Annotated in this window: 23 protein-coding genes; 9 read left to right on the plus strand and 14 right to left on the minus strand. The window is 61.1% G+C overall.

The window, feature by feature from the left end; translation table 11 throughout:
* The first annotated feature begins 16 nt into the window (after window positions 1–16).
* The gene (locus tag EPZ47_RS03330) at window positions 17–214 is read left to right on the plus strand and encodes a heavy-metal-associated domain-containing protein (RefSeq protein WP_135843522.1); all 198 of its coding nucleotides are present in this window, start codon (window positions 17–19) and stop codon (window positions 212–214) included.
* A gap of 95 nt (window positions 215–309) precedes the next feature.
* The gene (locus tag EPZ47_RS03335; protein ID WP_135843523.1) at window positions 310–1,512 is read left to right on the plus strand and encodes a multidrug effflux MFS transporter; all 1,203 of its coding nucleotides are present in this window, start codon (window positions 310–312) and stop codon (window positions 1,510–1,512) included.
* Window position 1,513: 1 nt separating this feature from the next.
* Here the strand turns inward: EPZ47_RS03335 and EPZ47_RS30165 are convergent, their stop codons facing one another.
* Both EPZ47_RS30165 and EPZ47_RS03340 read right to left on the minus strand, forming a co-directional pair.
* Window positions 1,514–1,684, minus strand: a complete 171-nt coding sequence (locus EPZ47_RS30165) for a hypothetical protein (RefSeq protein WP_178084233.1) — start codon at window positions 1,682–1,684, stop codon at window positions 1,514–1,516.
* 217 nt (window positions 1,685–1,901) lie between these two features.
* Entirely contained in the window at window positions 1,902–2,915 is a 1,014-nt protein-coding gene (locus EPZ47_RS03340; protein ID WP_135843524.1) for a zinc-binding alcohol dehydrogenase family protein, read from the minus strand.
* Between the two features lie 113 nt (window positions 2,916–3,028).
* Here EPZ47_RS03340 and EPZ47_RS03345 point away from each other — a divergent pair, with 113 nt between their 5' ends.
* The 3 genes from EPZ47_RS03345 to EPZ47_RS03355 all read left to right on the plus strand — a co-directional run bounded on the left by EPZ47_RS03345 (window position 3,029) and on the right by EPZ47_RS03355 (window position 6,396).
* A complete protein-coding gene (locus tag EPZ47_RS03345) occupies window positions 3,029–3,958 on the plus strand; it encodes a LysR family transcriptional regulator (RefSeq protein ID WP_135843525.1) in 930 nt (309 codons plus the stop codon).
* Window positions 3,959–4,180: 222 nt separating this feature from the next.
* Window positions 4,181–4,915, plus strand: a complete 735-nt coding sequence (locus EPZ47_RS03350) for an ArsR/SmtB family transcription factor (protein WP_135843526.1) — start codon at window positions 4,181–4,183, stop codon at window positions 4,913–4,915.
* A 98-nt stretch (window positions 4,916–5,013) separates the two neighbouring features.
* A complete protein-coding gene (locus tag EPZ47_RS03355; protein WP_135843527.1) occupies window positions 5,014–6,396 on the plus strand; it encodes an MFS transporter in 1,383 nt (460 codons plus the stop codon).
* A 54-nt stretch (window positions 6,397–6,450) separates the two neighbouring features.
* Here EPZ47_RS03355 and EPZ47_RS03360 read toward each other — a convergent pair whose 3' ends face one another.
* From EPZ47_RS03360 to EPZ47_RS03375, 3 genes are all read right to left on the minus strand, one after another.
* Complete coding sequence (locus EPZ47_RS03360) at window positions 6,451–7,404, minus strand: adenosine deaminase (RefSeq protein ID WP_109752310.1); 954 nt, start codon at window positions 7,402–7,404, stop codon at window positions 6,451–6,453.
* An 83-nt stretch (window positions 7,405–7,487) separates the two neighbouring features.
* Window positions 7,488–8,453, minus strand: coding sequence for a 2-oxoglutarate and iron-dependent oxygenase domain-containing protein (locus EPZ47_RS03365; RefSeq protein WP_135843528.1), 966 nt, complete (start codon window positions 8,451–8,453; stop codon window positions 7,488–7,490).
* A 143-nt stretch (window positions 8,454–8,596) separates the two neighbouring features.
* Window positions 8,597–9,679 (minus strand): BMP family ABC transporter substrate-binding protein, encoded by a 1,083-nt coding sequence (locus EPZ47_RS03375; RefSeq protein WP_135843530.1) that lies wholly within the window; start codon window positions 9,677–9,679, stop codon window positions 8,597–8,599.
* Between the two features lie 277 nt (window positions 9,680–9,956).
* Here EPZ47_RS03375 and EPZ47_RS03380 point away from each other — a divergent pair, with 277 nt between their 5' ends.
* Window positions 9,957–11,048 (plus strand): calcium:cation antiporter, encoded by a 1,092-nt coding sequence (locus EPZ47_RS03380; protein WP_135843531.1) that lies wholly within the window; start codon window positions 9,957–9,959, stop codon window positions 11,046–11,048.
* A gap of 107 nt (window positions 11,049–11,155) precedes the next feature.
* On the opposite strand, the gene EPZ47_RS03385 is transcribed toward EPZ47_RS03380, so the two are convergent.
* The 3 genes from EPZ47_RS03385 to EPZ47_RS03400 form a co-directional block, all read right to left on the minus strand.
* Complete coding sequence (locus EPZ47_RS03385; RefSeq protein WP_135843532.1) at window positions 11,156–12,514, minus strand: 8-oxoguanine deaminase; 1,359 nt, start codon at window positions 12,512–12,514, stop codon at window positions 11,156–11,158.
* A 266-nt stretch (window positions 12,515–12,780) separates the two neighbouring features.
* The gene (locus EPZ47_RS03395; protein WP_135843534.1) at window positions 12,781–13,467 is read right to left on the minus strand and encodes an SDR family oxidoreductase; all 687 of its coding nucleotides are present in this window, start codon (window positions 13,465–13,467) and stop codon (window positions 12,781–12,783) included.
* A gap of 23 nt (window positions 13,468–13,490) precedes the next feature.
* Entirely contained in the window at window positions 13,491–13,841 is a 351-nt protein-coding gene (locus EPZ47_RS03400) for a MerR family transcriptional regulator (protein ID WP_135843535.1), read from the minus strand.
* An 81-nt stretch (window positions 13,842–13,922) separates the two neighbouring features.
* On the opposite strand from EPZ47_RS03400, the gene EPZ47_RS03405 reads away from it, so the two are divergent.
* Window positions 13,923–14,357: a hypothetical protein gene (locus EPZ47_RS03405; protein WP_135843536.1), complete on the plus strand. Its 435-nt coding sequence runs from the start codon at window positions 13,923–13,925 to the stop codon at window positions 14,355–14,357.
* Window positions 14,358–14,411: 54 nt separating this feature from the next.
* On the opposite strand, the gene EPZ47_RS03410 is transcribed toward EPZ47_RS03405, so the two are convergent.
* The 6 genes from EPZ47_RS03410 to EPZ47_RS03440 form a co-directional block, all read right to left on the minus strand.
* Window positions 14,412–15,338: an ABC transporter permease gene (locus EPZ47_RS03410; protein ID WP_135843537.1), complete on the minus strand. Its 927-nt coding sequence runs from the start codon at window positions 15,336–15,338 to the stop codon at window positions 14,412–14,414.
* Window positions 15,338–16,444, minus strand: coding sequence for an ABC transporter permease (locus EPZ47_RS03415; RefSeq protein ID WP_135843538.1), 1,107 nt, complete (start codon window positions 16,442–16,444; stop codon window positions 15,338–15,340). The genes EPZ47_RS03410 and EPZ47_RS03415 overlap by 1 nt, the downstream gene beginning before the upstream one ends.
* Window positions 16,445–16,455: 11 nt before the next feature.
* A complete protein-coding gene (locus EPZ47_RS03420; RefSeq protein ID WP_135843539.1) occupies window positions 16,456–18,009 on the minus strand; it encodes an ABC transporter ATP-binding protein in 1,554 nt (517 codons plus the stop codon).
* A 536-nt stretch (window positions 18,010–18,545) separates the two neighbouring features.
* Entirely contained in the window at window positions 18,546–19,127 is a 582-nt protein-coding gene (locus EPZ47_RS03425) for an IMPACT family protein (RefSeq protein WP_135843540.1), read from the minus strand.
* A 7-nt stretch (window positions 19,128–19,134) separates the two neighbouring features.
* Window positions 19,135–19,785: a TetR/AcrR family transcriptional regulator gene (locus EPZ47_RS03430; protein ID WP_135843541.1), complete on the minus strand. Its 651-nt coding sequence runs from the start codon at window positions 19,783–19,785 to the stop codon at window positions 19,135–19,137.
* A gap of 204 nt (window positions 19,786–19,989) precedes the next feature.
* The gene (locus EPZ47_RS03440) at window positions 19,990–20,910 is read right to left on the minus strand and encodes a LysR family transcriptional regulator (protein WP_135843543.1); all 921 of its coding nucleotides are present in this window, start codon (window positions 20,908–20,910) and stop codon (window positions 19,990–19,992) included.
* Between the two features lie 123 nt (window positions 20,911–21,033).
* On the opposite strand from EPZ47_RS03440, the gene aptA reads away from it, so the two are divergent.
* Window positions 21,034–22,383, plus strand: a complete 1,350-nt coding sequence (aptA, locus tag EPZ47_RS03445; protein WP_135843544.1) for an omega-aminotransferase AptA — start codon at window positions 21,034–21,036, stop codon at window positions 22,381–22,383.
* 72 nt (window positions 22,384–22,455) lie between these two features.
* A complete protein-coding gene (locus tag EPZ47_RS03450; protein WP_135843545.1) occupies window positions 22,456–23,949 on the plus strand; it encodes a CoA-acylating methylmalonate-semialdehyde dehydrogenase in 1,494 nt (497 codons plus the stop codon).
* The last annotated feature ends 458 nt before the right edge of the window (window positions 23,950–24,407 follow it).

Consider the following 24,407-nt stretch of genomic DNA (forward strand, 5'->3'; position numbering starts at 1 on the left):
CCAAAGGAGTCATCTCATGCAAACCTTCAATGTTCAGGGAATGTCCTGTGGTCACTGCGTCAAGGCGATCACCCAGGCGGTCCAGGCCAAGGATCCGGCGGCCGACGTGCAAGTCGACCTGGGCGCCAAGACCGTTCAGGTGCAAAGCTCGCTGCCGGCCGATGCCGTGCTCGAGGCCATCAAAGAAGAGGGGTATGAGGTCAGCGCCGCCTGAAGATTTTTAATAGTTAGCGACCTATCGGAATGTTCAAGGGCGCCCGGCAGGGCTAGACTGTCGGGCTGCTGACTGACGCTTGAGCTGGACGCCCGATGAACCTCCGTACCATTCTGATTCTTGGCGCCTTGAGCGCTTTCGGTCCCTTGGCGATCGACTTCTATTTGCCGGCCTTCCCGGCGATGGCAAGCGCCTTTGGCACCGACGAAAAACACATCCAGTTGACCCTGGCGGCTTATTTTCTCGGGTTGTCCATCGGGCAATTGGCCTATGGGCCGGTGGCGGATCGCTTCGGACGACGTATTCCGTTGTTGGTTGGCATCGGCCTGTTCACCCTGGCGTCCCTGGCGTGCGCCTACGCGCCGAGCCTCGAATGGCTGATCGGTGCCCGCTTCGTCCAGGCCTTGGGTGGCTGCGCCGGGATGGTGATTTCCCGGGCGGTGGTCAGCGACAAGTGCGACGCGGTGGGCTCGGCCAAGGTGTTCTCGCAATTGATGCTGGTGATGGGGCTGGCGCCGATCCTCGCGCCGATGCTCGGCGGGTTGTTGGTGAACCTGTATGGCTGGCAGTCGATTTTCATTGGCTTGACGCTGTTCAGCGCAGTGGCGTCGACAGCGGTGGCCCTGTGGCTACCGGAAAGCTTGCCGGACCATGTGCCTCGGCAACCGTTGTCAGGTGCGCTGCGCCAATACGGTCGGCTATTGACCGATTCGGTGTTCCTCGGTCATGCGTTGACAGGGGGCATCGCCATCGCCGGGATGTTTGCCTACATCGCCGGCTCGCCTTTCGTTTTCATCAAGCTCTACGGAGTACCGGCCGAACACTTTGGTTGGTTGTTCGGTATCAACGCAGCGGGCTTCATCCTGGTGGCGCAGGTCAATGCCCGGTTGTTGTCCAAGCGTGGCCCGGCCTTCCTGTTGAGTCGCGCGGTATGGATCTACCTGGGCGCCGGCTTGAGCCTGCTGGCCGTCAGCGCTTTGCAACCGGAACGGTTATGGCCGTTGCTGATCCCGCTGTTTATCTGTATCGCCAGCCTCGGTTGCATCCTTCCCAATGCATCGGCCTGCGCCATGAACGGGCAGGGCGCCCGGGCCGGCAGTGCTTCGGCGATGCTGGGCTGCCTGCAGTTTTCCGTGGCTGCCGGGGCAGCCGCCTTGGTGGCGGCGCTGCATGACGGCACCGCCGTGCCGATGGCGCTGGTCATCAGCCTGTGCGGGCTGTTGGTGGTGGGTGCAGCTGTGCTGACCCGCCGCCTGCAAAATGCCCGGGCGCTGGTCGAGGCCAGTCGCCAGGTTTGATTCAGCTGGCTGCGCGCTGTTGCTGTTCGGGGAAATGATGGGGCGCGTGAAGTCGCGCTTGCAGGATCTTGGTGAAGGCCTGGGCTTCGGCCTCGGTGCGGAAGGTTACGACGTGCTGGTCGAGGCGCACCTGCCATTGGGATTTTGCCACTTCTTTTATCAGGATCTTCATTGCTGACCTCCTCACGTAAAAGATTGCGTTGCAAAGGTCTCGAGTGTAGACCGGAATGCGATCGTAATTGTGACAAGGGTCAATTCTCAGACTGACGGCATGGGATTTTCTGTGGGAGCAAAGCTTGCTCGCGATAAACGGTGACGCGGTCTGATAGAAACCGGGTTGCCTCTGTCGCGAGCAAGCTTTGCTCCCACAGGAGTCAGGCCCTCGGTGGTCAGAAGCCTTCCAGCACAATCTTGCCCTTGGCCTTCCCACTCTCCAGCAGCGCATGCGCCCGGCGCAGGTTCTCGGCGTTGATGGTGCCGAAATGCTCGCCGACGGTGGTCTTCAAGGTGCCGGCGTCGATCAGTGCCGCCACCCGGTTGAGCAGTTTGTGTTGCTCAATCATGTCGGCCGTTTCAAACAGCGAGCGGGTGTACATGAACTCCCAATGCAACGACAGGCTCTTGCGCTTGAGCTTGGTCACATCCAACGCCTTGGGATCGTCGATCAACGCCAATTGGCCCTGGGGCGCCAAGGCTTCGACCAACTGATCCAGATGCTGGTCGGTCTGGGTCAGGCTGGCAACGTGGGTCACTTGAGGCTGGCCTGCTGCTTTCAGCGCGTCGCTCAACGGCTGGCTGTGATCAATTACCAGGTCGGCGCCCAGGCCTCGCACCCAATCCTGGGTCTGCGGGCGGGAAGCGGTGCCAATGACCTTGAGCCCGGTGAGCTGGCTGGCCAACTGCGTCAGGATCGAACCCACGCCTCCCGCAGCGCCGACGATCAACAGGCTCTGGCCTTGGTCGCCCTGGCCTTCCTGGATGTGCAGCCGCTCGAACAACAACTCCCAGGCCGTGATGGCCGTCAGTGGCAGCGCCGCCGCTTCGGCGAAACCGAGGGTCTTGGGCATATGGCCGACGATGCGCTCATCCACTACATGCAACTCGCTGTTGCCACCGGCCCGGGCGATGGAGCCGGCGTAGAACACCTTGTCGCCAGCCTTGAACAGCGTGACTTCGCTGCCCACCGCCTTGACCACGCCGGCCACGTCCCAGCCCAGTACCTTGGCTGCGCCGTCTTCGGGCTGGACGTTCTGGCGGACCTTGGTGTCCACCGGGTTCACCGAGATGGCCTTGACCTCCACCAGTAAGTCTCGAGGGCCGGCGACAGGTTCCGGCAGTTCGATATCTTGTAGCGACAGTGGGTCGTTGATGGGCAACGAATGGTAGTAGGCGATGGCTTTCATGAAGCAGCTCCGTGAGGTGAGTTCGATGGCGCTCATGGTTAGCTATTTATTGGCGAGATAAAACCGGCTAAAAGAACAGGCTCTTTCAATACTTTTTTGATAATGGAGTCGTCATGCTTCGATTCGATGACTTGCAGTTGTTTGTCCGGGCGGCGGATCTGGGCAGTCTTTCGGCCGCGGCCAGGGTCATGGACCTGTCGGCGGCGGTGGCCAGTGCTGCGTTGAAGCGCATCGAGCAACACCTGGGCGCGCGACTGTTGGCCCGTTCTACTCGCAGCTTGCGGCTGACTGCCGAGGGCGAAGGCTTTCTCGAATATGCCCGGGCCGCATTAAGCAGCCTCGACGAAGGCCGGCGGTTGTTGACCAGCGGCCAGGACCAGGTCAGCGGAGTGTTGCAGTTGTCCGCGCCGTCGGACCTGGGGCGCAACCTGCTGCTGCCCTGGCTGGATGCGTTCCAGCGCGAGCATCCTGGGCTGACGGTGCGGCTGCTGCTGGGCGACCGCATCGCCGACTTGTTCAAGCAACCGGTGGACATTGCCTTGCGTTATGGCGAACCGGAAGACTCGAGCCTGGTGGCCTTGCCTGTTGCTGCGGATAACTACCGGGTGTTGTGCGCGTCGCCGGATTACCTGGCACGCCACGGTGAGCCCCATCAGTTGGAACAACTGGCCCAACATAACTGCTTGCTGTACATGCTCGGCACCCGGGTGCATGACCGTTGGTGTTTTCATGATGGCAAGCGGGAAGTGAGCCTCACTGTCAGCGGTGATCGTTTCAGCGACGATGCCGATGTGGTGCGGCGCTGGGCGGTGGCAGGTGCGGGGATCGCCTACAAGTCGTGGCTGGATGTCTCCACCGATGTGCTGGCCGGGCGTCTGAAAATCCTTTTACCGCACCTGCAATGCGAGCGCGCGCCGCTCAATTTGTTGTGTGCCCATCGGGCGCAACTGAGCAAACCGATCAACCTTTTGCGGGAAATGCTCCAGGCTCGTTGCGCAGCGTTGACGGCCCAATTTCCGCTATCGACAGGGCCCGGCCATTAGTCGCGCGCAAATAGAGAATTTTCCCTCACGAACAATCGCCTCCAAAGGTTTCCGGAGGACAGGAAACCTTGAACGCCCCGCTTATACTAGCGGCCGCCTGAGTCGGCGCGGCATCCAGCGCGGCGTCGCGCTATTTGCAGCGGTCGGGTCGCCTTGGGCGGCCCCATTGCTGGTCAATATGCGCCAGAGCGGTAGACGAATGATTCAACAGGGAGTGAATACATGGAACATGCACCTTGCATCAGCCAGATCGCCACGCTGCTGGCCGACCCCAAGCGCAGCGCAATGATGTGGGCCTTGATGGACGGCACGGCCCGGCAGGCTGAAGAGTTGGCTTTGCTGGCCGGGCTGTCGCCGTCTTCGGCCAGCGCTCATCTGGGACGCCTGTCCGCCGGAGGCCTGTTGAAAGTCGAAGCCCGGGGCCGCAAGCGGTTTTTCCGCCTGGCAGCGCCCGAGATCGGTGCTGCCGTCGAAGCGCTGGCCAGCGCGACCCTGGCCAGTACGCCGCGGCAGATTCCGGACGTTTTCAAGCGCGGGGTCATGCCGAGCAAGGCGCCATCTGCCCCTGCCTCGTTGATACGGGCCAGGCTTTGCGACGATCACCTGGGGGGAACCCTGGCCGCCGATCTGTACCAGCGTCTGCTGGACGGCGGATGGATCGAGCAGTGCGACCAGCGAGTGGTCGTCACCCACAAGGGCGCCAATCAGTTCGCCGGGCATGGCCTGTTCATCCAGGCACTGGCCTATCGTAATGCCCGCATCGCTTGCGCCTGCCCGGACTGGAGCGAACGTCGTCCGCACTTGGGCGGCGCGCTGGGGGCTGGGTTGCTGCAACTGTTCATGCAATCGGGCTGGTTGAGCCTGCCCAATGATTCGCGGGCCTTGCAAGTGACGGTGCTCGGCCAGCAGGAAATCCACCGGTTCGCCAGGCAAGAGGCTGTGGAGATGGCGCTATAACACGTCGTCCAGGGTTGTCGGCAGGTCGCATCCAGCAATAACCATCGGCCAGGTTCGCGCACACTCGGTCCGGGGAACTATCGGATTGGGGGATGCACATGGATATTCAAGGTTACAGCGCGGCGGAGCGCCTGGAGCGGCTGCCCATCAGCGGCTATCACCGGGTTATTTTCATCATTATTGCCCTGGCGTTTTTCTTCGACTCCATGGACCTGGCCATGATGACGTTCTTGCTGGGCTCGATCAAAACCGAGTTCGGCCTGAGCAGCGCCCAGGCCGGTTTGCTGGCCAGCTCCAGCTTCTTTGGCATGGTGCTGGGGGCATCGCTGTCGGGCATGCTGGCTGATCGTTTCGGGCGCAAACCGGTGTTCCAGTGGAGCATCGTGTTGTGGGGCGTCGCCAGTTACCTGTGCTCCACCGCCCAGGACATCGAGACCTTGACACTGTTTCGGATCCTGCTGGGTGTCGGCATGGGCATGGAGTTTCCGATTGCCCAGTCGATGCTCTCGGAGTTGATTCCGGCCAAGCGTCGGGGTCGCTACATTGCCTTGATGGACGGTTTCTGGCCGCTGGGTTTTGTGGCGGCGGGTGTGCTGTCGTATTTCTTGCTGCCGGTGATCGGCTGGCGCGACATCTTCCTGGTGCTGGCGGTGCCGGCGGTGTTTGTCCTGGTGATTCGCTTCTTTATTCCTGAGTCGCCGCGCTGGTTGGAGCAAGCCGGACGGGGTAACGAAGCGGATGCGGTGCTCAAGCGAATCGAAGACAAGGTCCGCGCCTCGCTGGGGCATCAGGATTTGCCGGAGCCGATCCGCTTGCCGAGGGTTGAGAGCACACCGGGCAACTTCTTTTCGGCACTGGCGCAGATCTGGTCACCGCTGTATCGCCAGCGCACGATGATGATCTGGAGCGTCTGGTTCTTTGCCTTGCTCGGTTTCTACGGTCTGACGTCCTGGCTCAGCGCGTTGTTGCAGCAGTCGGGGTTCGCCGTGACTCAGTCGGTGTATTACACCGTGCTGATTTCCTTGGGCGGAATTCCCGGCTTCCTGATGGCGGCCTGGTTGGTGGAGCGTTGGGGGCGTAAGCCGGTGTGCGTCATCACGCTGCTGGGCGGTGGGGCGATGGCGTTTCTCTATGGCCAGAGCGCGGTGTTTGGCGGCAACGTCAGCCTGTTGATCGGCACCGGGTTGTTGATGCAGTTTTTCCTGTTCGGCATGTGGGCGGTGCTCTACACCTACACGCCAGAGCTGTACCCCACCTCGGCCCGGGCCACGGGCTCGGGCTTTGCCTCGGCGGTCGGGCGCGTCGGTTCGCTGCTTGGGCCACTGGTGACCGGGCTGGTCTTTCCCATCACCGGGCAGGGCGGCGTATTTGCCCTGGGCGCGCTGTGTTTTGCCGTGGCGGCGGGGGTGGTCTGGTTGTTCGGGATGGAGACGCGGGGCAAGACGTTGGAAGAGTTGAGCGAAGCGACAGTCGCCGATTGAACGCTATCCCTGTGGGAGCGAGCAAGCTCGCTCCCACAGGGATTTCGGTGACGCTTAAGGTTTAACCAACCGCGCATCCAGGCTGTTCTGCGCCAAGCGCTTGGCCTGGTCCTGGGTCATGCCCAGGTGGGTGTACAGCGCGTGGAAGTTCTCGGTGACGTAGCCGCCGAAGTACGCCGGGTCGTCGGAGTTCACCGTCACCTTCACGCCGCGTTCGAGCATGTCGAGGATGTTGTGCTGCGACATGTCGTCGAACACGCACAGCTTGGTGTTGGACAGCGGGCACACGGTCAGCGGAATCTGTTCGTCGATGATCCGCTGCATCAGTCGCTCATCTTCGATGGCCCGAACGCCATGGTCGATGCGCTGGATCTTCAGCAGGTCCAAGGCTTCCCAGATGTACTCGGGTGGACCTTCTTCGCCAGCGTGGGCGACGGTGAGGAAGCCTTCGTTGCGCGCACGGTCGAACACACGCTGGAACTTGCTCGGTGGATGGCCCATCTCCGAACTGTCCAGGCCCACGGCCACGAAGGCATCGCGAAACGGCAGTGCCTGGTCGAGGGTTTTCTCGGCTTGCTCTTCGCTCAAGTGACGCAAGAAGCTCAGGATCAAGCCGCTGGTGATGCCCAGTTGCTGCTCACCGTCCTTGAGGGCGGCGGCGATGCCGTTGAGCACCACTTCGAAGGGCACGCCACGGTCAGTGTGGGTTTGCGGGTCGAAGAACGGTTCGGTGTGGATCACGTTCTGTGCCTTGCAGCGCAACAGGTAGGCCCAGGTCAGGTCGTAGAAATCCTGGGAGGTGCGCAGCACATCGGCGCCCTGGTAATACAGGTCGAGAAACTCCTGCAGATTGTTGAAGGCATAGGCCTTGCGCAAGGTGTCGACGTCGCTCCATGGCAGGGCGATCTTGTTGCGTTCGGCCAGGGCGAACAGCAGCTCAGGCTCCAACGAGCCTTCCAGATGCAGGTGCAGTTCAGCCTTGGGCAGGGCGTTCAGCCAATCGTACATGTTCTTTTCTCATCAGCGAATCGATGGTGGGCATTCTACAGGGGCTGGCAGCAATGTCTGGTAAAACCTGACCGGCTGATCCACTAACCGGCCTGCTGCTCCCTTCGGTAAGCATAGGTGTCGGCGAAGCGCGACAGCAGAAATTGCGCGCAGGTGGTGGTCGGGTACTTCGGCGGATGGGCGTCATCCTGGCAACCGGGCAGGCACTGGATCAGCGTGTCGGGGTGCGGCTCGGCAAAGAATGGCATCGAATAACGGTCCACCCCCAGCGGGCTGATCACTCGATGCGGCGTGGACAGGTAACGGTCGTTGCTCCAGCGCGCCATCATGTCGCCAAGGTTGATCACGAACGTGCTGTCGATGGGCGGTGCGTCGATCCACTGGCCGTCGACGTTGCGCACTTGCAGGCCTCCGGCGGCGTCCTGGTAGAGCAAGGTGATGCACCCGTAGTCGGTATGGGCGCCGGCACCTTGCTGTTCGTCGCTACTGGCGGTATGGCGCGGCGGGTAATGGATCAGGCGCAGCACGCTCACCGGCTCGTTGAAGCGTGTGTCGAAAAAGTCCCGCTCGATGCCAAGGGCCAGGGTCATGGCCCGTAGCAGGGTTTGTGCGAGTGCCTGCATGTCGCGGTAATGCTGCTCCATCAAGGTTTGCCAACCGCTCAGGTCCGGGTGTCGGTTGGGACCACGCAGAGGCTTTTCCGCCAGTACTTCGGGATGATCGGCCGGCAGGTGCAGGCCCATGTCGAAGGTTTCCTTCAGGTCGCTGGGCTTGGCCGGGTCCAGTTGTTCCGTGGCGACGGCGCCGTAGCCGCGGTGGTGACGGGTTTGGGTGATGTCGATCTTGAGCTTTTCGTCGACGGGCAGGGCGAAGAAACGTTGGGCGTTATCCAGCACTTGGGCGATGCGCGACGGGCTGATCGGGTGGCCCTTGATGTAGAAAAAGCCCCATTGGCGGCAGGCACGGTCGATCTGCTCGGCGACCGATTGCCAGGCGCTGGCATCGTCGGTGTAGAGAGGGCTGATGTCGATGATGGGAAGGCTGTTCATACTGCTTTCCTGAGTTTGAATGCGGACCCATGTGGGAGCGAACTTGCTCGCGATAGCGATTTATCTGTCGACATCGATGGTGAAGGTCAGTCCGCTATCGCGAGCAAGCTCGCTCCCACAGGGTTATGTGTTTGGCCTGAGGGTTACTTCGGAATCTCAGCCTTCATGCCTTCGACGTAATAATTCATCGACGCCAGTTCCGCGTTGGTGGCGCTCACGCCCGCCGGGATTTTCTCGACGCCGGCCTGGTCCTTGATCGGCCCGGTGAACGGATGGAACGCGCCGCTCTCGATGTCGGCGATGATCTGTTCGGCTTCGCCCTTGACCGCCGCTGGCACCAGGTCGCTGATTGGCAGTTTTACCGTGCCTTCCTTCAGGCCGCCCCAGTAGTCCTGGGATTTCCAGCTATGGTCGAGCACGCTCTGGGTCGCCTGGATGTAATGCGGGCCCCAGTCGTTGACGATGGAGGTCAGCACGGCCTTGGGACCGAAGTGGGCCATGTCCGAAGCGTAGCCGACTGCGTATACGCCGCGCCGCTCGGCGGCCTGGATCGGTGCCGGGCTGTCGGTGTGCTGGAACACCACGTCCACGCCCTGGTCGATCAGCGCGTTGGCGGCGTCGGCTTCCTTGCCCGGGTCGAACCAGGAATTGACCCACACCACTTTGATCTCGGTGCCAGGGTTGTACTTGTTCAGGGCCAGTTGGATGGCGTTGATGTCGCGGATGACTTCCGGGATCGGGAAGGACGCGACGTAGCCGATCTTCTTGGTCTTGGTCATCTTGGCCGCGAGGAAGCCGCCGACGTAGCGGCCTTCGTAAGTGCGAGCCAGGTAGGTGCCCAGGTTCTTGTCCTGCTTGTAGCCGGTGGCGTGTTCGAAGATCACTTTTGGAAATTGCTTGGCGACTTTCAACGTCGGGTTCATGTAGCCGAAGGAGGTGGTGAAGATCAGGTCGTACTTGTCCTTGGCCATGTTGCGGATCACCCGCTCGGCGTCAGCCCCTTCCGGTACGTTTTCCACGTAGTTGGTGGTGATCTGCTCGCCGAATTTCGCCGCGAGTTCCTTGCGCCCCTGTTCATGCTGATAGGTCCAGCCATGGTCGCCGATCGGGCCGATGTAGACGAAACCGACCTTCAGCGGGTCGGCGGCACTGGCGCTCAAGCCGGCGCTCAGGCCGACGGCTGCGACGACGGCGCAAAACAACTTCTTCAAGGGGCGTTTGTGCATGAACTCGAACTCCATATTGTTGTGAGGTTGGCTGTACCGCACCAATGCAAAATGCTGACCAACAAGACAACAAAATCTGCGATCTTTCCGAGGCAGCCATCGCGAGCAAGGACAACGCAATACCTGTGGGAGCGAGCTTGCTCGCGATGAGGTCCTTGAGATCGATAAAGGTGCACCTGCCACCCACTCGCCACTCCCTGGTGCGTCACTTAGCCCGAACGTTCGCCGCCCCCTACAGTCAGTAGCTCATGACCCCACCCACGGTGATAGGCCCGCGATGCTCACTTTGATCAAACAAGAAAAACTGCTGTTGCTGGCGCTGATCGCCGCGGTGGTCGCCTATCCGCTGGAGCACTGGCTGTTGGGCAGCGGGCAGGTTGTGGCGTTGCTCGGCGGTTTGGTCCTGATCGGCTTTATCGTCGCGGCCTCCATGCGTGTGGCCCATCACGCCGAACTGCTGGCGGAGAAGGTCGGTGATCCCTACGGCACGATGATCCTGACGTTGTCGGCGGTGCTGGTCGAAGTGGTGATCCTGGCGATCATGATGAGCAACGAAGCGTCGCCGACCCTGGTGCGGGACACGATCTATTCGGCGGTGATGCTCGACATCAACGGCATTCTCGGGCTCGCGGCGCTGATGGGCGGGATCAAGCACGGCGAGCAGGCTTACAACGATGATTCGGCGCGCACCTACAGCGTGATGATCCTCACCGCCATGGGCGTATCGATGGTGGTGCCGGAGTTCATTCCCCGCGAGAGCTGGAAAATGTATTCGGCATTTACCATCGGCGCGATGATCGTGTTGTACACCCTGTTCCTGCGCATGCAGGTCGGGCCTCACAGTTACTTTTTCAGTTACAGCTACCCGGAAAAACGCCGCAAGAAAGAGCCCGTGGAAAATGAACCGAAGCCCATCAGCCTGACGTTCTCCATCAGTGCCCTGGTGTTTGGCGTGGTGGTGATCGGCGCGCTGGCTGAAGTCATGTCCAAGGCCATCGACCTGGGGCTGGAAGGCACGGGCGCGCCGCCAGTGGTCACGGCGATTCTGGTGGCCGCGATTTCCGCCGCCCCGGAGATCCTCACGGCCCTGCGTGCCGCCTTGGCGAACCGTATGCAATCGGTGGTGAACATCGCGCTGGGCGCTTCGCTGTCGACCGTGATCCTCACGGTGCCGGTGATGGAAGCCATGGCGCTCTACACCGGCCAGCCGTTCCAGATGGCCATGACCCCGGTGCAGACGGTGATGATCTTCATCACCCTGATCGTCAGCGCCATCAACCTCAACGATGGCGAAACCAACGCCATCGAAGGCATGACCCACTTTGTGCTGTTTTCGACGTTTATCATGTTGTCGTTGCTGGGCCTCTAGAAGAGCATCGCGGGCAAGCCTTGCTCCCACAGTGAAGGGTGGGTGTTGATGAAGGTAGCCTCGCCGCGAGACCTGTGGGAGCAAGGCTTGCCCGCGATGGCGTCCGGTCAGGCGCCGGCAATCAACTCCCGCGCCGCCTGGCTGTGATCGGCAATCAACCCCTTCAAGTCCAACCCTTCGACCTGCCCATCGATCACCCGCCATTGCCCGCCGACCATCACCCGATCGGCCCGGTCCGCGCCGCACAGCAGCAGGGCCGAGATCGGATCGTGGCTGCCGGAGAAACGCAATTCATCGAGCTTGAACAGCGCCAGGTCTGCCTGCTTGCCCACCGCCAATTCACCGATATCGCTGCGTCCGAGCAGTTGCGCCGAACCCCGGGTCGCCCATTTCAGCACGCGTTCCGGGGTGATCGCTTGCGCGCCATAACGCAGGCGCTGGATGTACAGCGCCTGGCGGGTTTCAAGGATCATGTTCGAGGCGTCGTTGGAGGCCGAGCCGTCCACACCCAGGCCCAGGGGGGCGCCGGCGGCGGTCAGGTCCAGGGTCGGGCAAATGCCCGAGGCCAGGCGCATGTTGGAACTCGGGCAATGGCAGATGCCGGTGCCGGCGGCGCCGAGACGGGTGATTTCTTCAGGGTTGAAATGAATGCCGTGGGCCAGCCAGGTGCGCGGGCCGAGCCAACCGACGCTGTCCAGATAGTCCACGGTGCGCAGGCCGAAGCGTTGCAGGCAGAAGTCTTCTTCATCAAGGGTTTCGGCCAGGTGTGTGTGCAGGCGTACGTCGAGTTTTTCCGCCAGTTCAGCGCTGGCACGCATGATCTCGGGCGTGACTGAAAACGGCGAGCAGGGCGCCAGGGCAATCTGGATCTGCGCGCCGTCGCCGCGTTCATGGTACTGGGTGATCAACCGCTGGCTGTCGTCGAGAATCACCTGGCCCTGCTGCACGGTCTGCTGCGGCGGCAAGCCACCGTCGTCCTCGCCCAGGCTCATGGAACCGCGGGTCAGCATCGCGCGCATCCCCAGTTCACGGACACTTTGCACCTGCACGTCGATGGCATTTTCCAAGCCTTCGGGAAACAGGTAATGGTGATCGGCCGCCGTGGTGCAACCGGAAAGCAGCAGCTCAGCGAGTGCCACTTTGCTTGCCAGGGCGAGTTTTTCCGGGGTCAGTCGCGCCCATACCGGATAGAGGGTTTTCAACCACGGAAACAGCGGCTGGTTCACCACCGGTGCCCAGGCACGCGTCAGGGTTTGATAGAAGTGATGATGGGTGTTGATCAGCCCCGGCAGGATCACATGCTCGCGGGCGTCGAAGACCGTATCGCATGGTTGGACGGGGTGTTGGCCGGCACTCAGCAGTTCGACGATCACACCGCCCTGCAGGACGAGGCCGCCACGGGCATCGAGGTCGTTGGCAGTAAAAATGGCGAGGGGATTTTTTAACCAGGTACGGGTCGCAGGCATGGTGGCCGGCTCCTCTGAAAGTGGGTTCAGGTTAGCCAGCTCAGTGATGCCCTGTCTGCTGATCCAGGGTCGCCGTTGGGTAGGGCGAGGTGCGGAGTTTACTCAGGTTGTGTTGCAGTTTTCCAGAGCCCGCCGAGATCAAAATGTGGGAGCGGGCTTGATCGCGATAGCGGTAGGTCAGTCGACATCGATGTTGGATGTGAGACCGCCATCGCGAGCAAGCTCGCTCCCACAGGGTTATCGGTGTTCCACAGGGTATCGGGTGTTTACCAGGGAATCGTCTCGCCCTTGTAGTTGACGAAATGATGTCCGCCCTTACCAGCGAAGGCATTCACCTGATCAATCAGGCCACGGGTGCTGGTCTGGACATCGATATCCGCCCCTTCACCGCCCATGTCGGTCTTGACCCAGCCCGGATGCAGCGACAGTACCGTCAATGTCTGTTCGCCCAATTGAGTGACAAAACTATTGGTCATCGAATTGAGCGCCGCCTTGCTGGCTTTGTACAGCGCCAGTTCCGGGGCGTCGGGCATGGTCACGCTGCCCAGCACCGAACTCATGAACGCCAGCACGCCGCTGCCGTCGCGGATCTGGCCGACGAAGCGCTGGGCCAGGTTGATCGGCGCCACGGCGTTGGTGAAGAACAACTGGCCGACTTCGGCCAGCGTCGCGCCACCGGGACTCTGATTGTCCGGGCCTTTGACACCCGCGTTGATGAACAGCAGGTCGAAGGTTTCACCCTTGAGCTGTTGGCTCAGGGCGATGACGGCTTGCTGATCGTCCATGTCGAGCTTCTCGATCCGTACCGGGCCCAGTGCTTTCAACGCCTCTGCGTTCTGCGGGTTGCGCACGGTGGCGGTCACGTTCCAGCCATCGCTGAGCAGTGTCTTCACCAGGCCGAGGCCCAAGCCTCGGGAGGCGCCGATGATCAATGCGTTTTTTGCCGAATTCATGAAGGCATCCTTGAGTGAGAAGGTCACGGATTTAATGGACAACGTTGCCCGAGCCGTTGTTTCAGCTCGTGACGCAACGCGTCGAGTTCGGTCATGCGGGTTTCGATCAGGTTCAGCTTGTCTTGCAGCAATTGCGCTACGGCGCAGTCAGGGTCCTGCGCCTGCCACAGGGCGGCGACGCTGGCGCCGATCTCGCCCAGGGTAAAACCCAGGCGCTGGGCCGTCTTGATGTAGAGCACCAGTTGCACCATGTCGGCGGGGTAGTGGCGATAGCCATTGGCGCTGCGCTGCGCAGCGATCAGGCCGCGCTGCTCGTAGAAGCGCAGGGTGTCACGGCTGACGGCGCAGGCTTGGGCGAGTTCACCGATGCGCATGGTGGGTCTCCGAAGGGCTTGACCTTGGAGCATACCCCAGGCTTTAGGCTCTTTGCTTCCCAATTATCTGGAGCAAGGTGTATGTGGACTTTGATGCAATATCGCCGGGTGGTGCGCGGCAGCGCCTGGTACGACCTTATCGTGTCGGCCGTGCTGGCCACGCCGTGGAGCTTTTCGGCGTTGCATAGTGTGTTGACGAGCATGGCTCAGCTATTTGACCTGCCTGGAGAACTGCCGCCGTTTGCGCCGGCGCATCTGCTGATGGTGAATCTGCTGGGCTCGATTGTCTGCGTGTGGTCGGTGCTGCGGATTCGGGATCCGCAGCCGCTGTATGGGCGTTATGACGCGGTGGGGCGGTTTTTGTTTTCGACCTGGATGCTGTATGCATTGCTTCATGGGGCCAGTGCGGTGTTGTGGGTTTTCCTGTTTTTAGAGGTGGTGTGGGGCGTCATGCAAATACTGCCCATCCGTGGCGAGGGAGCTTGCTCCCGCTGGGGTGCGCAGCACCCCTCCTAAGGAGGCGACTGCTGCGCAGTCGAGCGGGAGCAAGCTCCCTCGCCACAGGGTTTCTCAATGCCCCGCCTGCCAAGGCTGTCCCAGCGACACCGGCGCATACAGCCGCGTGCGCACCGCGTCCCGGGACAGCAACACCAGCACCACAATGGTCGCGACGTACGGCAGCATCGCCAGCAAGCTCGATGGAATCGCCAGCCCCAAGCCCTGGGCCACCAGGTGCAGGATGCTGGCGAGGCCGAACAGGTAGGCGCCCAGCAGCAGGCGCCACACCCGCCAACTGGCGAACACCACCAGCGCCAGGGCGATCCAGCCACGTCCGGCGCTCATGTTTTCGGCCCACATCGGCGTGTAGGCCAACGACAGATAAGCGCCGGCCAACCCGGCCATGGCGCCGCCGAACAGCACCGCCAGGGTTCGCACCCGCAACACCGGCAGGCCCATGGCGCTGGCGGCATCGGGATTCTCGCCGACGGCCTGGATGATCAACCCGGCGCGGCTTTTCACAATCACCCAGGCCACCAGGGCAAACAGCGCGAAAGACAGATAAACCAGCAGGTCTTGGGCAAACAGCATCCGCCCGATCAACGGGATTTCACTCAAGTACGGAATCGCCAGGGGCTCGAACCCCGCCAGCGGTTTGCCGACCCAGGCCGCCCCGACAAAACTCGACAGGCCCACGCCGAAAATCGTCAGCGCCAACCCGGTGGCCACCTGATTGGCGTTGAACACCAGCGCCACCAAGGCGAACAGTGCCGACAACAGCATCCCGGCGGCCATCGCCAGCAGCACACCGAGCCACAGGTTGCCGCTGTTGAACGCGACGATAAAACCCATCACTGCGCCGAACAGCATCATGCCTTCCTGGCCCAGGTTCAGGACGCCGCTTTTCTCGCAGACCAATTCACCCAGGGCCACCAGCAACAAGGGTGTGCCGCAGCGGACCATGGCGTAGAAAATATTGCTCAACAGGTCGATATCCATCACAGCGCTCCTGCCTGTACGGCGGTGGTTCGTGCGCGCCGGGCCCAGCGCAGGTTCAGGCGCGGCCGATACAGGATCAGGACGTCGCAGGCCAACAGGAAAAACAGCATCATCCCCTGGAACAGTTGGGTGATCGCTTGGGGCAGATTGAGCGACATTTGCGCGCTCTCGCCGCCGATGTACAGCAATGCCATCAGCAGGCTGGCGAACAGAATGCCGATGGGATTGAGGCGTCCCAGAAAGGCCACGGTAATTGCCGCGTAGCCGTAGCCCGGCGACACCTGCGGCACCAGTTGGCCAATCGGCCCGGTCACTTCGCAGACACCGGCCAACCCGGCCAGCGCGCCGCTGATCAGCAGCGCCAGCCACACCAGCGGCTTCTGGCGAAAACCGGCGAAACCGGCGGCGCGCGCGTCCAGGCCCAGTACCTTGATCTGAAAGCCGACAAAGCTTTTCTGTAGCAAGACCCACACCGCCACCAGCGCCAGCAGGGCGAAATACAACCCGGCATGCACCCGGCCATCCTCCAGCAGCAACGGCAGGCGACTGGCTTCGCCGAACATCGCCGACTCCGGAAAGTTGAAACCCGCCGGGTCTTTCAGCGGCCCGTGCACGCAAAACAACAGCAGGTTCAGCGCGATGTAATTGAGCATGATGCTGGTCAGGATTTCATTGGCATTGAAGCGCGTGCGCAGCCACGCCGTGAGCCCGGCCCAGGCCGCACCGGCGAGGGTGCCGGTCAGCAGAATCAGCACCAGTGCCCAGCGGCTTTGCAGGCCGATGATGTTTACCGCCAAGGCGCTGCCGGCCAGGGCGCCCAGCAGCAGCTGGCCTTCGGCGCCGATGTTCCAGACCCGCGCCTGATAAGCCACCGCCAGGCCGAGGGCACACAGCAGGATTGGCAAGGTCTTGACCAGCCACTCGGACACCCCGTACAGATCGCTGATCGGCGCGATCAGCAAGGTGAACAACGTTTGCAACGGGTCATGCCCAAGCGCGATGAACAGCAGCGAGCCACAGCTCAGGGTCAATACAGCGGCCAATAGCGGCGAGCACCAGAGCATCAGGCGCGATTGCTGGCCACGGGGTTCGAGAGAAAGCAGCATGTAAAACTCCGTTAAACCGGCGTGGGGGCGGGGGATTGAGGCGCGTCGAACTGGCCGGCCATCCAACCGCCGACGTCGCTGAGCCGAGTCTCGACCGTGGGGCGCAAGGCCGACAGACGCCCGCCGCACAAGGCTCCGAGGCGGTCGCTGATCTGAAACAGTTCATCGAGGTCTTCGGAGATCACCAGAATCGCCGCGCCCGCATCGCGCAAGGCAATCAGCGCGCGATGGATGGTCGCCGCCGCGCCGACGTCCACGCCCCAGGTTGGGTGAGCGGCCACCAGCAGTTTGGGCTGTTGAAGGATTTCTCGGCCGAGAATGAATTTCTGCAGGTTGCCCCCCGACAGGCTGCGCGCCGGGGTCTTGGTGTCGGGTGTCTTCACACCAAAACGCCGGATGATCTGCTCGGCGAGATCCTCGACCTTGCTGCGTCGAATCAAGCCATGGCTGACCAACCCCTGTTGGAAGGCGCTGAGCAAAGCGTTATCCGCCAGGCTCATTTGCGGCACCGCTCCGTGGCCCAGGCGTTCGGCCGGGACAAACGCCAGCCCGCGCCGGCGACGGGCATCGGGGCGCAGGTGCGCCACGGGTTGGCCGTCGAATCGGATCGTTTCGCCTTGCTGGCGGGCAAGCTGTATTTCTCCGCTGAGCAACGCGAGCCACTCGTCCTGACCGTTACCTGCCACCCCGGCGATACCGACGATTTCGCCGCTGCAAACCTCAAGGTCAATGTTGCGCAACGAACAGCCGAACGGGGCCGGGTTGTGCCAGGACAGCTTGTTGATCTGCAGGAAGGCTTTGTCTGCGCTGACCTTGGGGTAGTCCGTGATCAGCCCGGCCGCTTCGCCGACCATCAACTGCGCCAGTTCCCGATCCGAGCATTGCGCCGGTGTGCAATGCCCCGACACTCGTCCGCCGCGCAGCACCGTGGCGCTGTGACACAGCGCCCGCACCTCAGCCAGTTTGTGGCTGATAAACAAAATACTGCAGCCCTCGCTCGCCAGATGGCGCAGGGTCACGAACAATTCTTCGGCTTCCTGGGGCGTGAGCACCGAGGTCGGCTCATCGAGAATCAGCAAGCGAATGTCCTGCATCAGGCAGCGGATGATCTCTACCCGCTGACGTTCGCCAATCGACAGGCTGTGGACCAGCCGCTGCGGTTCCAGCGCCATGCCGTAGCGCCGGGAGACTTCGCGGATCCTGGGTTCCAGTTGTGCCGGTGTACCGGCCGCCGCGCCCATGGCCAGGGCAATGTTCTGCGCCACCGTGAGGGTTTCGAACAATGAAAAATGCTGGAATACCATGCCGATCCCCAGGCTGCGGGCCTGTGCCGGGTTGCGCAGATTGACCCGTTGGCCTTGCCAGATCACCTCGCCCGAATCGGCCTGGGTGACGCCGTAGATAATCTTCATCAGGGTGCTTTTGCCCGCACCGTTTTCCCCAAGCAGGGCATGGATTTCGCCGGGCTGGATATTCAGGTCGATGGCGTCGTTGGCCAGGCAACCAGGGTAGCGTTTGCTGATCTTGCGCAATTGCAGGCGCGCAATGGAATCGGGGTTGGACATGACAGGCTCGGGTCGATGGACATGAATGCCTGTGGATAAAGCAATTTCCTGGCCATCAGGTCAGGAAATTCGCGCTTGCCCCAAGGCACAGGCCTTCAGCGCATAACCGGACGGGTTTCACCGGCAGATGTCGGCACCGTATTGGGGCGCTCGGGTTGCGGCGAGCCCCGGTTTTGCCCGCTAATAGATGGTTAAAAAATGAACAAGCGCTCGCGAGCCATGCCCTTCTTGGGGTCGAGGGAGCCATGAACGGGTTATCCACAGGTTGCTCCACAGTTATTGTGCGCAAGCCAGACGCTCGGGCATAAGCACTGTGCGGCTTTCTTCTAAAGGTGATAAACCGTTGCAAGCATCTGTTTTATTGAAAGAATTGTCGGATAAACGGGGCTTTGAATAAAAAATGAGCAACCCGCTCAAACCCGCATGACAGAAGGGTTACAGCCGGATGTGCTCAGGTTATCCACAGCCGGGTGCACAGTGGGTGTGGGCAAATTGCAAGTTTTGCGCGCGCCCCGAAAGGTGGCAGACCTTCGGTTTCAACGCTCGAGCAGAATTCGCCCGCGGCTCAGGTCGGCCAGTTGTTTTTGTAATGTCTCGATCTGCGCCTCACCCACGGCCAGCTGCATGTCCACGCCATTGGCCGTAAAGCTTTCTTCATTCACCAGCCCGCCACATTCGGCAACCCGCAGTTTCACCAGAGGCAGTTCCGCGAACCCGCAGGTGCAGCGAAGCGCCACCCGGCTGATCAATTCAATCTTGTCAGCGTTTTGCAGGCACTTGTTCGCGCCGCCGCCATAGGCGCGAGCCAATCCGCCCGTGCCCAACTGGATTCCGCCATACCAGCGGATCACCAGCACCACGACCTGGTCGCACGCCTGGGCTTCAATGGCCGCCAGGATCGGCCGTCCGGCGGTACCGCCCGGTTCGCCATCGTCGTTGCTGCGATATTGATCACCGAGTTTCCAGGCCCAGCAATTGTGCGTGGCGTTCAGGTCGCTGTGCTGTTCGATAAAGGCCTGGGCATCGGCGGGGCTGGTGATGTGGGCTGCAACGGTGATGAAGCGGCTTTTGCGAATTTCTTCGCGGTATTCGCAAAAACCGGCAAGGGTAAAAGGCATGGGGATCTTAGAAAGCTGGTGTCAGGCCGCAGCCCTTGAGAATGATGCGGATCAGGTTGTCGCCGGCATCGATCATGTCTTGCTTGGTCAACTTGCTGCGACCGGTCACGCGGCAGATCTGCGTAGCGAAGTCGGCGTAATGCTGGGTGCTGCCCCATAACAGGAAGATGAGGTTCACCGGGTCGACCGGGTCCATCTTACCGGCATCGATCCAGGCTTGAAACACGGCAGCACGGCCGTTGAACCAGGCGCGATAATCCTGGTTGAAATATTCGGTCAGGCATTCGCCTCCGCTGATCACTTCCATGGCAAACAGCCGCGACGCCTGGGGTTGGCGCCGGGAGAATTCCATCTTGGCGCGGATGTAGCGGGTCAAGGCTTCGGCCGGATCATCTTCAGCCGTGAGGGTATTGAAGGTGCTGTCCCACAATTCGATGATGTTGCTCAGCACCGCCACGTACAACCCGAGTTTGTTGGTGAAGTAGTAATGCAGGTTCGCCTTGGGCAGCCCGGCTTTCAGGGCGATAGCGTTCATGCTGGTGCCTTTGAATCCGTGACGGGCGAATTCATCTTCGGCGGCCTTGAGGATGGTCTCTTCGTTCTTTTGACGAATGCGACTGGTGGGCTTGCCACCGTGGGCAGGGACTTCAAAGGTCATGGACGTTTCCGGGCTGGGTCTGTGGGGCAAGCAACTGCGTTGATAGCGCACCGGCAGCGATCCGACAAGTGCCTCTGCTATATAAAGCCTGACTGAACACTTGTGGGAGCGGGCTTGCTCGCGAAAGCGGACGGTCATTCAACATTGATGCCGACTGATACAGCGCCTTCGCGAGCAAGCCCGCTCCCACAAAGAGCAAAGGTATTAGCGGGTTGCCGCGAGGCTCTCGAGAAAACTTTCCAGCACCAGGTGAGGCCGTCGGCCCTTGCGCGTAACCGACGCCAGGCTCAGGTCGTAGAAACGCACGGTGGGTTTTAGCGCACGCAACCGTCCTTGCTGGACCCAGAGGCTGGCGTAGTGATCCGGCAAGTAACCGATGTAGCGCCCGGTGAGAATCAGGAACGCCATGCCTTCGCGGTCCGATGCACTGGCGGTGCAATTGAGCGCCTGGTAATGGGCCTGGATCTCGGCCGGCAGGCGGAAGGTCGGCGCGATAGCGTCCTGGCTATTGAGACGCGCGTCGTCGAGTTGCTGGTCATCCACATAAAACAGCGGATGCCCGACCGCGCAATAGAGCAACGACCGTTCGCTGTACAACGGTTGATATTCCAGTCCGGACAGCGCACTGGCCTGCGGCACCACGCCGACATGCAAGCGTCCATCGAGCACGCCTTGCTCGACTTCGTTGGGCGCGATCATGCGAATCTGGATCTGCACGTCGGGCCCACGTTCCTTCAACTGAGCCAAGGCGTGGGTGATGCGCATGTGGGGCAGGGTGACCAGATTGTCGGTCAGGCCGATGATCAACTCGCCGCGCAAATGCTGGTGCAGGCCGTTGACCTCGGTGCGAAAGCTTTCCAGCGCACTCAACAATTGCAACGCCGATTGATAAACCTCGCGACCTTCCTCGGTCAACGAGAACCCGGCGCGCCCGCGTTGGCACAGGCGCAGGCCGAGGCGTTGTTCGAGATCGCTCATCTGCTGGCTGATGGCGGAGCGTCCGATGCCAAGCACCGTTTCGGCTGCGGAGAATCCGCCGCACTCCACCACGCTGCGGAAAATGCGCAGCAAGCGGATATCGAAGTCGCTGACCTGGGCCAGTGGATCGGGACGGCGAACGCTCATAGTTTAGTGATCCACTGACTGAAGGTTAGAAAAGTTGGATTTCACCGACTTTATCGTCGTGTCAACTTAGCTGCAAGAACGTCTTTCGATCCCCTGACGCTTATGTCCTGCGAGGTTTTGTCGATGAACATGCCCGAACACGCTGCCGGTTCCCTGGCCAGTCAGCTCAAGCTTGATGCCCACTGGATGCCTTACACCGCCAACCGCAATTTCCAGCGCGACCCGCGTTTGATCGTCGCCGCCGAAGGCAGTTGGCTGCAGGATGACAAGGGACGTAAGGTCTACGACTCGCTGTCGGGCCTGTGGACCTGCGGTGCCGGGCACACGCGCAAGGAAATCCAGGAAGCGGTCGCCAAGCAGTTGGGCACTCTCGATTACTCGCCGGGTTTCCAATACGGCCATCCGCTGTCGTTCCAACTGGCGGAAAAAATCACCAGCCTGACCCCGGGCAATCTCAATCATGTGTTCTTTACCGACTCCGGTTCCGAGTGCGCCGATACCGCGGTGAAAATGGTCCGCGCTTACTGGCGTCTCAAGGGCCAGGCGACCAAGACCAAGATGATCGGCCGTGCCCGTGGCTATCACGGCGTGAACATTGCTGGGACCAGCCTTGGTGGCGTCAACGGTAATCGCAAGCTGTTCGGCCAGGCGATGATGGATGTCGACCATTTGCCTCATACCTTGCTGGCGAGCAATGCGTATTCCCGGGGCATGCCGAAGGAGGGTGGCATCGCCTTGGCCGATGAGCTGTTGAAGCTGATCGAACTGCACGATGCCTCCAACATCGCTGCAGTATTCGTCGAGCCAATGGCCGGGTCGGCGGGCGTGCTGGTGCCGCCTGAGGGGTACCTCAAGCGCCTGCGGGAAATCTGCGACCAGCACAGTATCCTGCTGGTGTTCGATGAAGTGATCACCGGTTTCGGTCGCACCGGTTCGATGTTCGGTGCCGATAGTTTTGGCGTGACCCCGGACCTGATGTGCATCGCCAAGCAAGTCACCAATGGCGCGATCCCCATGGGCGCGGTGATTGCCAGCTCGGAGATCTATCAGACCTTCATGAATCAGCCGACCCCCGAGTACGCGGTGGAATTCCCCCATGGCTACACCTACTCGGCGCACCCGGTGGCCTGTGCGGCAGGCTTGGCGGCATTGGACCTGTTGCAAAAGGAAAACCTGGTGCAGAGCGTGGCCGAGGTCGCGCCGCATTTCGAGAATGCCTTGCACGGTTTGAAGGGCTCGAAGAACGTTATCGATATTCGCAACTATGGCTTGGCCGGGGCGATCCAGATCGCGCCGCGCGATGGCGATGCGATCGTGCGCCCGTTCGAGGCCGGCATGGCGTTGTGGAAAGCTGGGTTCTACGTACGTTTCGGCGGCGACACCCTGCAGTTCGGGCCAACGTTCAACAGCAAGCCGCAGGACCTGGATCGTCTGTTTGACGCAGTGGGCGAAGTGCTGAACAAACTCGACTGATGCAGTCCTCTCTATAGCTTTCAATAACGGGCGTCCGACGACGGGCGCCCGTGGATAAATTCTGGAGTCCCCATGAGCCTCATTCCGCATTTGATCAATGGCGAACTGTTGAGCGACAGCGCTCGTACGGCTGACGTGTTCAACCCGTCCACTGGCCAGGCGATTCACAAGGTGCCATTGGCTGATCGCGCGACCATCCAGCAGGCCATCGACGCTGCCAAGGCGGCTTTCCCGGCTTGGCGCAACACCCCGGCGGCCAAGCGTGCGCAGGTGATGTTTCGTTTCAAGCAGTTGCTGGAGCAGAACGAGTCGCGCATTGCCCAGTTGATCAGCGAAGAACACGGCAAGACATTGGAAGACGCGGCCGGTGAGCTCAAGCGCGGCATCGAGAACGTCGAGTTCGCCTGCGCGGCGCCGGAGATTCTGAAGGGCGAGTACAGCCGTAACGTAGGACCGAACATCGACGCCTGGTCAGATTTTCAGCCTCTGGGAGTGGTGGCGGGCATTACACCGTTCAACTTCCCGGCGATGGTGCCGCTGTGGATGTATCCGCTGGCGATCGTGTGCGGGAACTGCTTCATCCTCAAGCCGTCCGAGCGCGACCCGAGCTCGACGTTGCTGATTGCCCAGTTGCTGTTGGAGGCCGGTTTGCCCAAGGGCGTGCTGAGCGTCGTGCATGGCGACAAGGCCGCCGTGGATGCACTGATCGAAGCGCCGGAAGTGAAGGCGCTGAGTTTTGTCGGTTCGACGCCGATTGCTGAATACATCTACGCCGAGGGCACTCGACGCGGTAAACGCGTCCAGGCGCTGGGTGGGGCAAAGAATCATGCGGTATTGATGCCGGATGCCGATCTGGACAACGCCGTCAGCGCACTGATGGGCGCGGCGTACGGTTCATGCGGTGAGCGTTGCATGGCGATTTCGGTGGCGGTGTGTGTGGGCGACCAAGTGGCGGATGCGCTGGTAGCCAAGTTGGTGCCGCAGATTCAGTCGCTGAAGATCGGCGCAGGCACATCTTGCGGGTTGGACATGGGGCCACTCGTGACGGGGCAGCATCGCGACAAGGTCAGTGGCTATATAGAAGACGGCGTGGCGGCGGGTGCTGCGCTGGTGGTCGATGGTCGTGGCTTGAGCGTGGCCGGCCATGAAGAAGGTTTCTTCCTGGGTGGCTGCCTGTTCGATCGCGTCACACCCGAGATGCGTATCTATAAGGAAGAGATCTTCGGGCCGGTGCTGTGCATCGTCCGGGTCAACAGCCTGGAAGAGGCGATGCAACTGATCAACGATCACGAGTATGGCAACGGTACTTGCATCTTTACCCGTGATGGCGAGGCGGCGCGGTTGTTCTGCGATGAGATCGAGGTCGGCATGGTGGGGGTCAACGTTCCATTGCCGGTGCCAGTTGCCTATCACAGCTTTGGCGGCTGGAAGCGTTCGCTGTTCGGCGACCTGCACGCCTACGGCCCGGATGGGGTTCGTTTCTATACCCGTCGCAAGGCCATTACTCAGCGCTGGCCGCAGCGTGCAAGCCATGAAGCATCACAGTTCGCTTTCCCCAGCTTGTAACGGGTACTAGAAGAGGCCGGCGCCCTGGGGCGCCGGCCTCTGCTTTTGCGGGGCTTTTTGACTGATGTGACAGAATTATGAAAATAGGTGTTGACGGCAAATTCTGGACGTCTATAATTCGCCCCACTTCCGGCGCAGTCGAAACGAAAAACTCCTTGAGTTTCAATGAGTTACCATTGTTTTGAAGGTGTCGGGCTTCAGTTCATCGAGGTCAGGAAGGAGTTGATAAGGCGGTGTTGTGTGGCCTTGTCAGCGGTTCGATCGTCTCGGTCGAAAGCGGAGAAAAAGAGGTGTTGACAGCAGTGAGTAACGCTGTAGAATTCGCCTCCCGCTAACGAGAGATCGGAAGCGCAAGTGGTTGAAGTTGCAAAGGAAACTTTGAAAACTTCTTAAAATAACCGCTTGACAGATACACGGGGCGCTGTAGAATGCGCGCCTCGGTTGAGACGAAAGATCTT

Origin of the sequence: Pseudomonas viciae (genome assembly GCF_004786035.1) — a bacterium.
Lineage (GTDB): Bacteria > Pseudomonadota > Gammaproteobacteria > Pseudomonadales > Pseudomonadaceae > Aquipseudomonas > Aquipseudomonas viciae.

Bases quoted from the DNA above. Each gene is read 5' to 3' on its own strand.
- EPZ47_RS03440 (WP_135843543.1), bottom strand. From the start codon at position 20,910: ATGAGCGTTCGCCGTCCCGATCCACTGGCCCAGGTCAGCGACTTCGAT.
- EPZ47_RS03385 (WP_135843532.1), bottom strand. From the start codon at position 12,514: ATGCCTGCGACCCGTACCTGGTTAAAAAATCCCCTCGCCATTTTTACT.
- EPZ47_RS03360 (WP_109752310.1), bottom strand. From the start codon at position 7,404: ATGTACGATTGGCTGAACGCCCTGCCCAAGGCTGAACTGCACCTGCAT.
- EPZ47_RS03345 (WP_135843525.1), top strand. From the start codon at position 3,029: ATGCTTCGATTCGATGACTTGCAGTTGTTTGTCCGGGCGGCGGATCTG.
- EPZ47_RS03365 (WP_135843528.1), bottom strand. From the start codon at position 8,453: ATGAACAGCCTTCCCATCATCGACATCAGCCCTCTCTACACCGACGAT.
- EPZ47_RS03335 (WP_135843523.1), top strand. From the start codon at position 310: ATGAACCTCCGTACCATTCTGATTCTTGGCGCCTTGAGCGCTTTCGGT.
- EPZ47_RS03340 (WP_135843524.1), bottom strand. From the start codon at position 2,915: ATGAAAGCCATCGCCTACTACCATTCGTTGCCCATCAACGACCCACTG.
- EPZ47_RS03430 (WP_135843541.1), bottom strand. From the start codon at position 19,785: ATGACCTTTGAAGTCCCTGCCCACGGTGGCAAGCCCACCAGTCGCATT.
- aptA (WP_135843544.1), top strand. From the start codon at position 21,034: ATGAACATGCCCGAACACGCTGCCGGTTCCCTGGCCAGTCAGCTCAAG.
- EPZ47_RS03400 (WP_135843535.1), bottom strand. From the start codon at position 13,841: ATGCGCATCGGTGAACTCGCCCAAGCCTGCGCCGTCAGCCGTGACACC.
- EPZ47_RS30165 (WP_178084233.1), bottom strand. From the start codon at position 1,684: ATGAAGATCCTGATAAAAGAAGTGGCAAAATCCCAATGGCAGGTGCGC.
- EPZ47_RS03395 (WP_135843534.1), bottom strand. From the start codon at position 13,467: ATGAATTCGGCAAAAAACGCATTGATCATCGGCGCCTCCCGAGGCTTG.
- EPZ47_RS03405 (WP_135843536.1), top strand. From the start codon at position 13,923: ATGTGGACTTTGATGCAATATCGCCGGGTGGTGCGCGGCAGCGCCTGG.
- EPZ47_RS03380 (WP_135843531.1), top strand. From the start codon at position 9,957: ATGCTCACTTTGATCAAACAAGAAAAACTGCTGTTGCTGGCGCTGATC.
- EPZ47_RS03375 (WP_135843530.1), bottom strand. From the start codon at position 9,679: ATGCACAAACGCCCCTTGAAGAAGTTGTTTTGCGCCGTCGTCGCAGCC.
- EPZ47_RS03355 (WP_135843527.1), top strand. From the start codon at position 5,014: ATGGATATTCAAGGTTACAGCGCGGCGGAGCGCCTGGAGCGGCTGCCC.
- EPZ47_RS03420 (WP_135843539.1), bottom strand. From the start codon at position 18,009: ATGTCCAACCCCGATTCCATTGCGCGCCTGCAATTGCGCAAGATCAGC.
- EPZ47_RS03415 (WP_135843538.1), bottom strand. From the start codon at position 16,444: ATGCTGCTTTCTCTCGAACCCCGTGGCCAGCAATCGCGCCTGATGCTC.
- EPZ47_RS03330 (WP_135843522.1), top strand. From the start codon at position 17: ATGCAAACCTTCAATGTTCAGGGAATGTCCTGTGGTCACTGCGTCAAG.
- EPZ47_RS03450 (WP_135843545.1), top strand. From the start codon at position 22,456: ATGAGCCTCATTCCGCATTTGATCAATGGCGAACTGTTGAGCGACAGC.
- EPZ47_RS03350 (WP_135843526.1), top strand. From the start codon at position 4,181: ATGGAACATGCACCTTGCATCAGCCAGATCGCCACGCTGCTGGCCGAC.
- EPZ47_RS03410 (WP_135843537.1), bottom strand. From the start codon at position 15,338: ATGGATATCGACCTGTTGAGCAATATTTTCTACGCCATGGTCCGCTGC.
- EPZ47_RS03425 (WP_135843540.1), bottom strand. From the start codon at position 19,127: ATGCCTTTTACCCTTGCCGGTTTTTGCGAATACCGCGAAGAAATTCGC.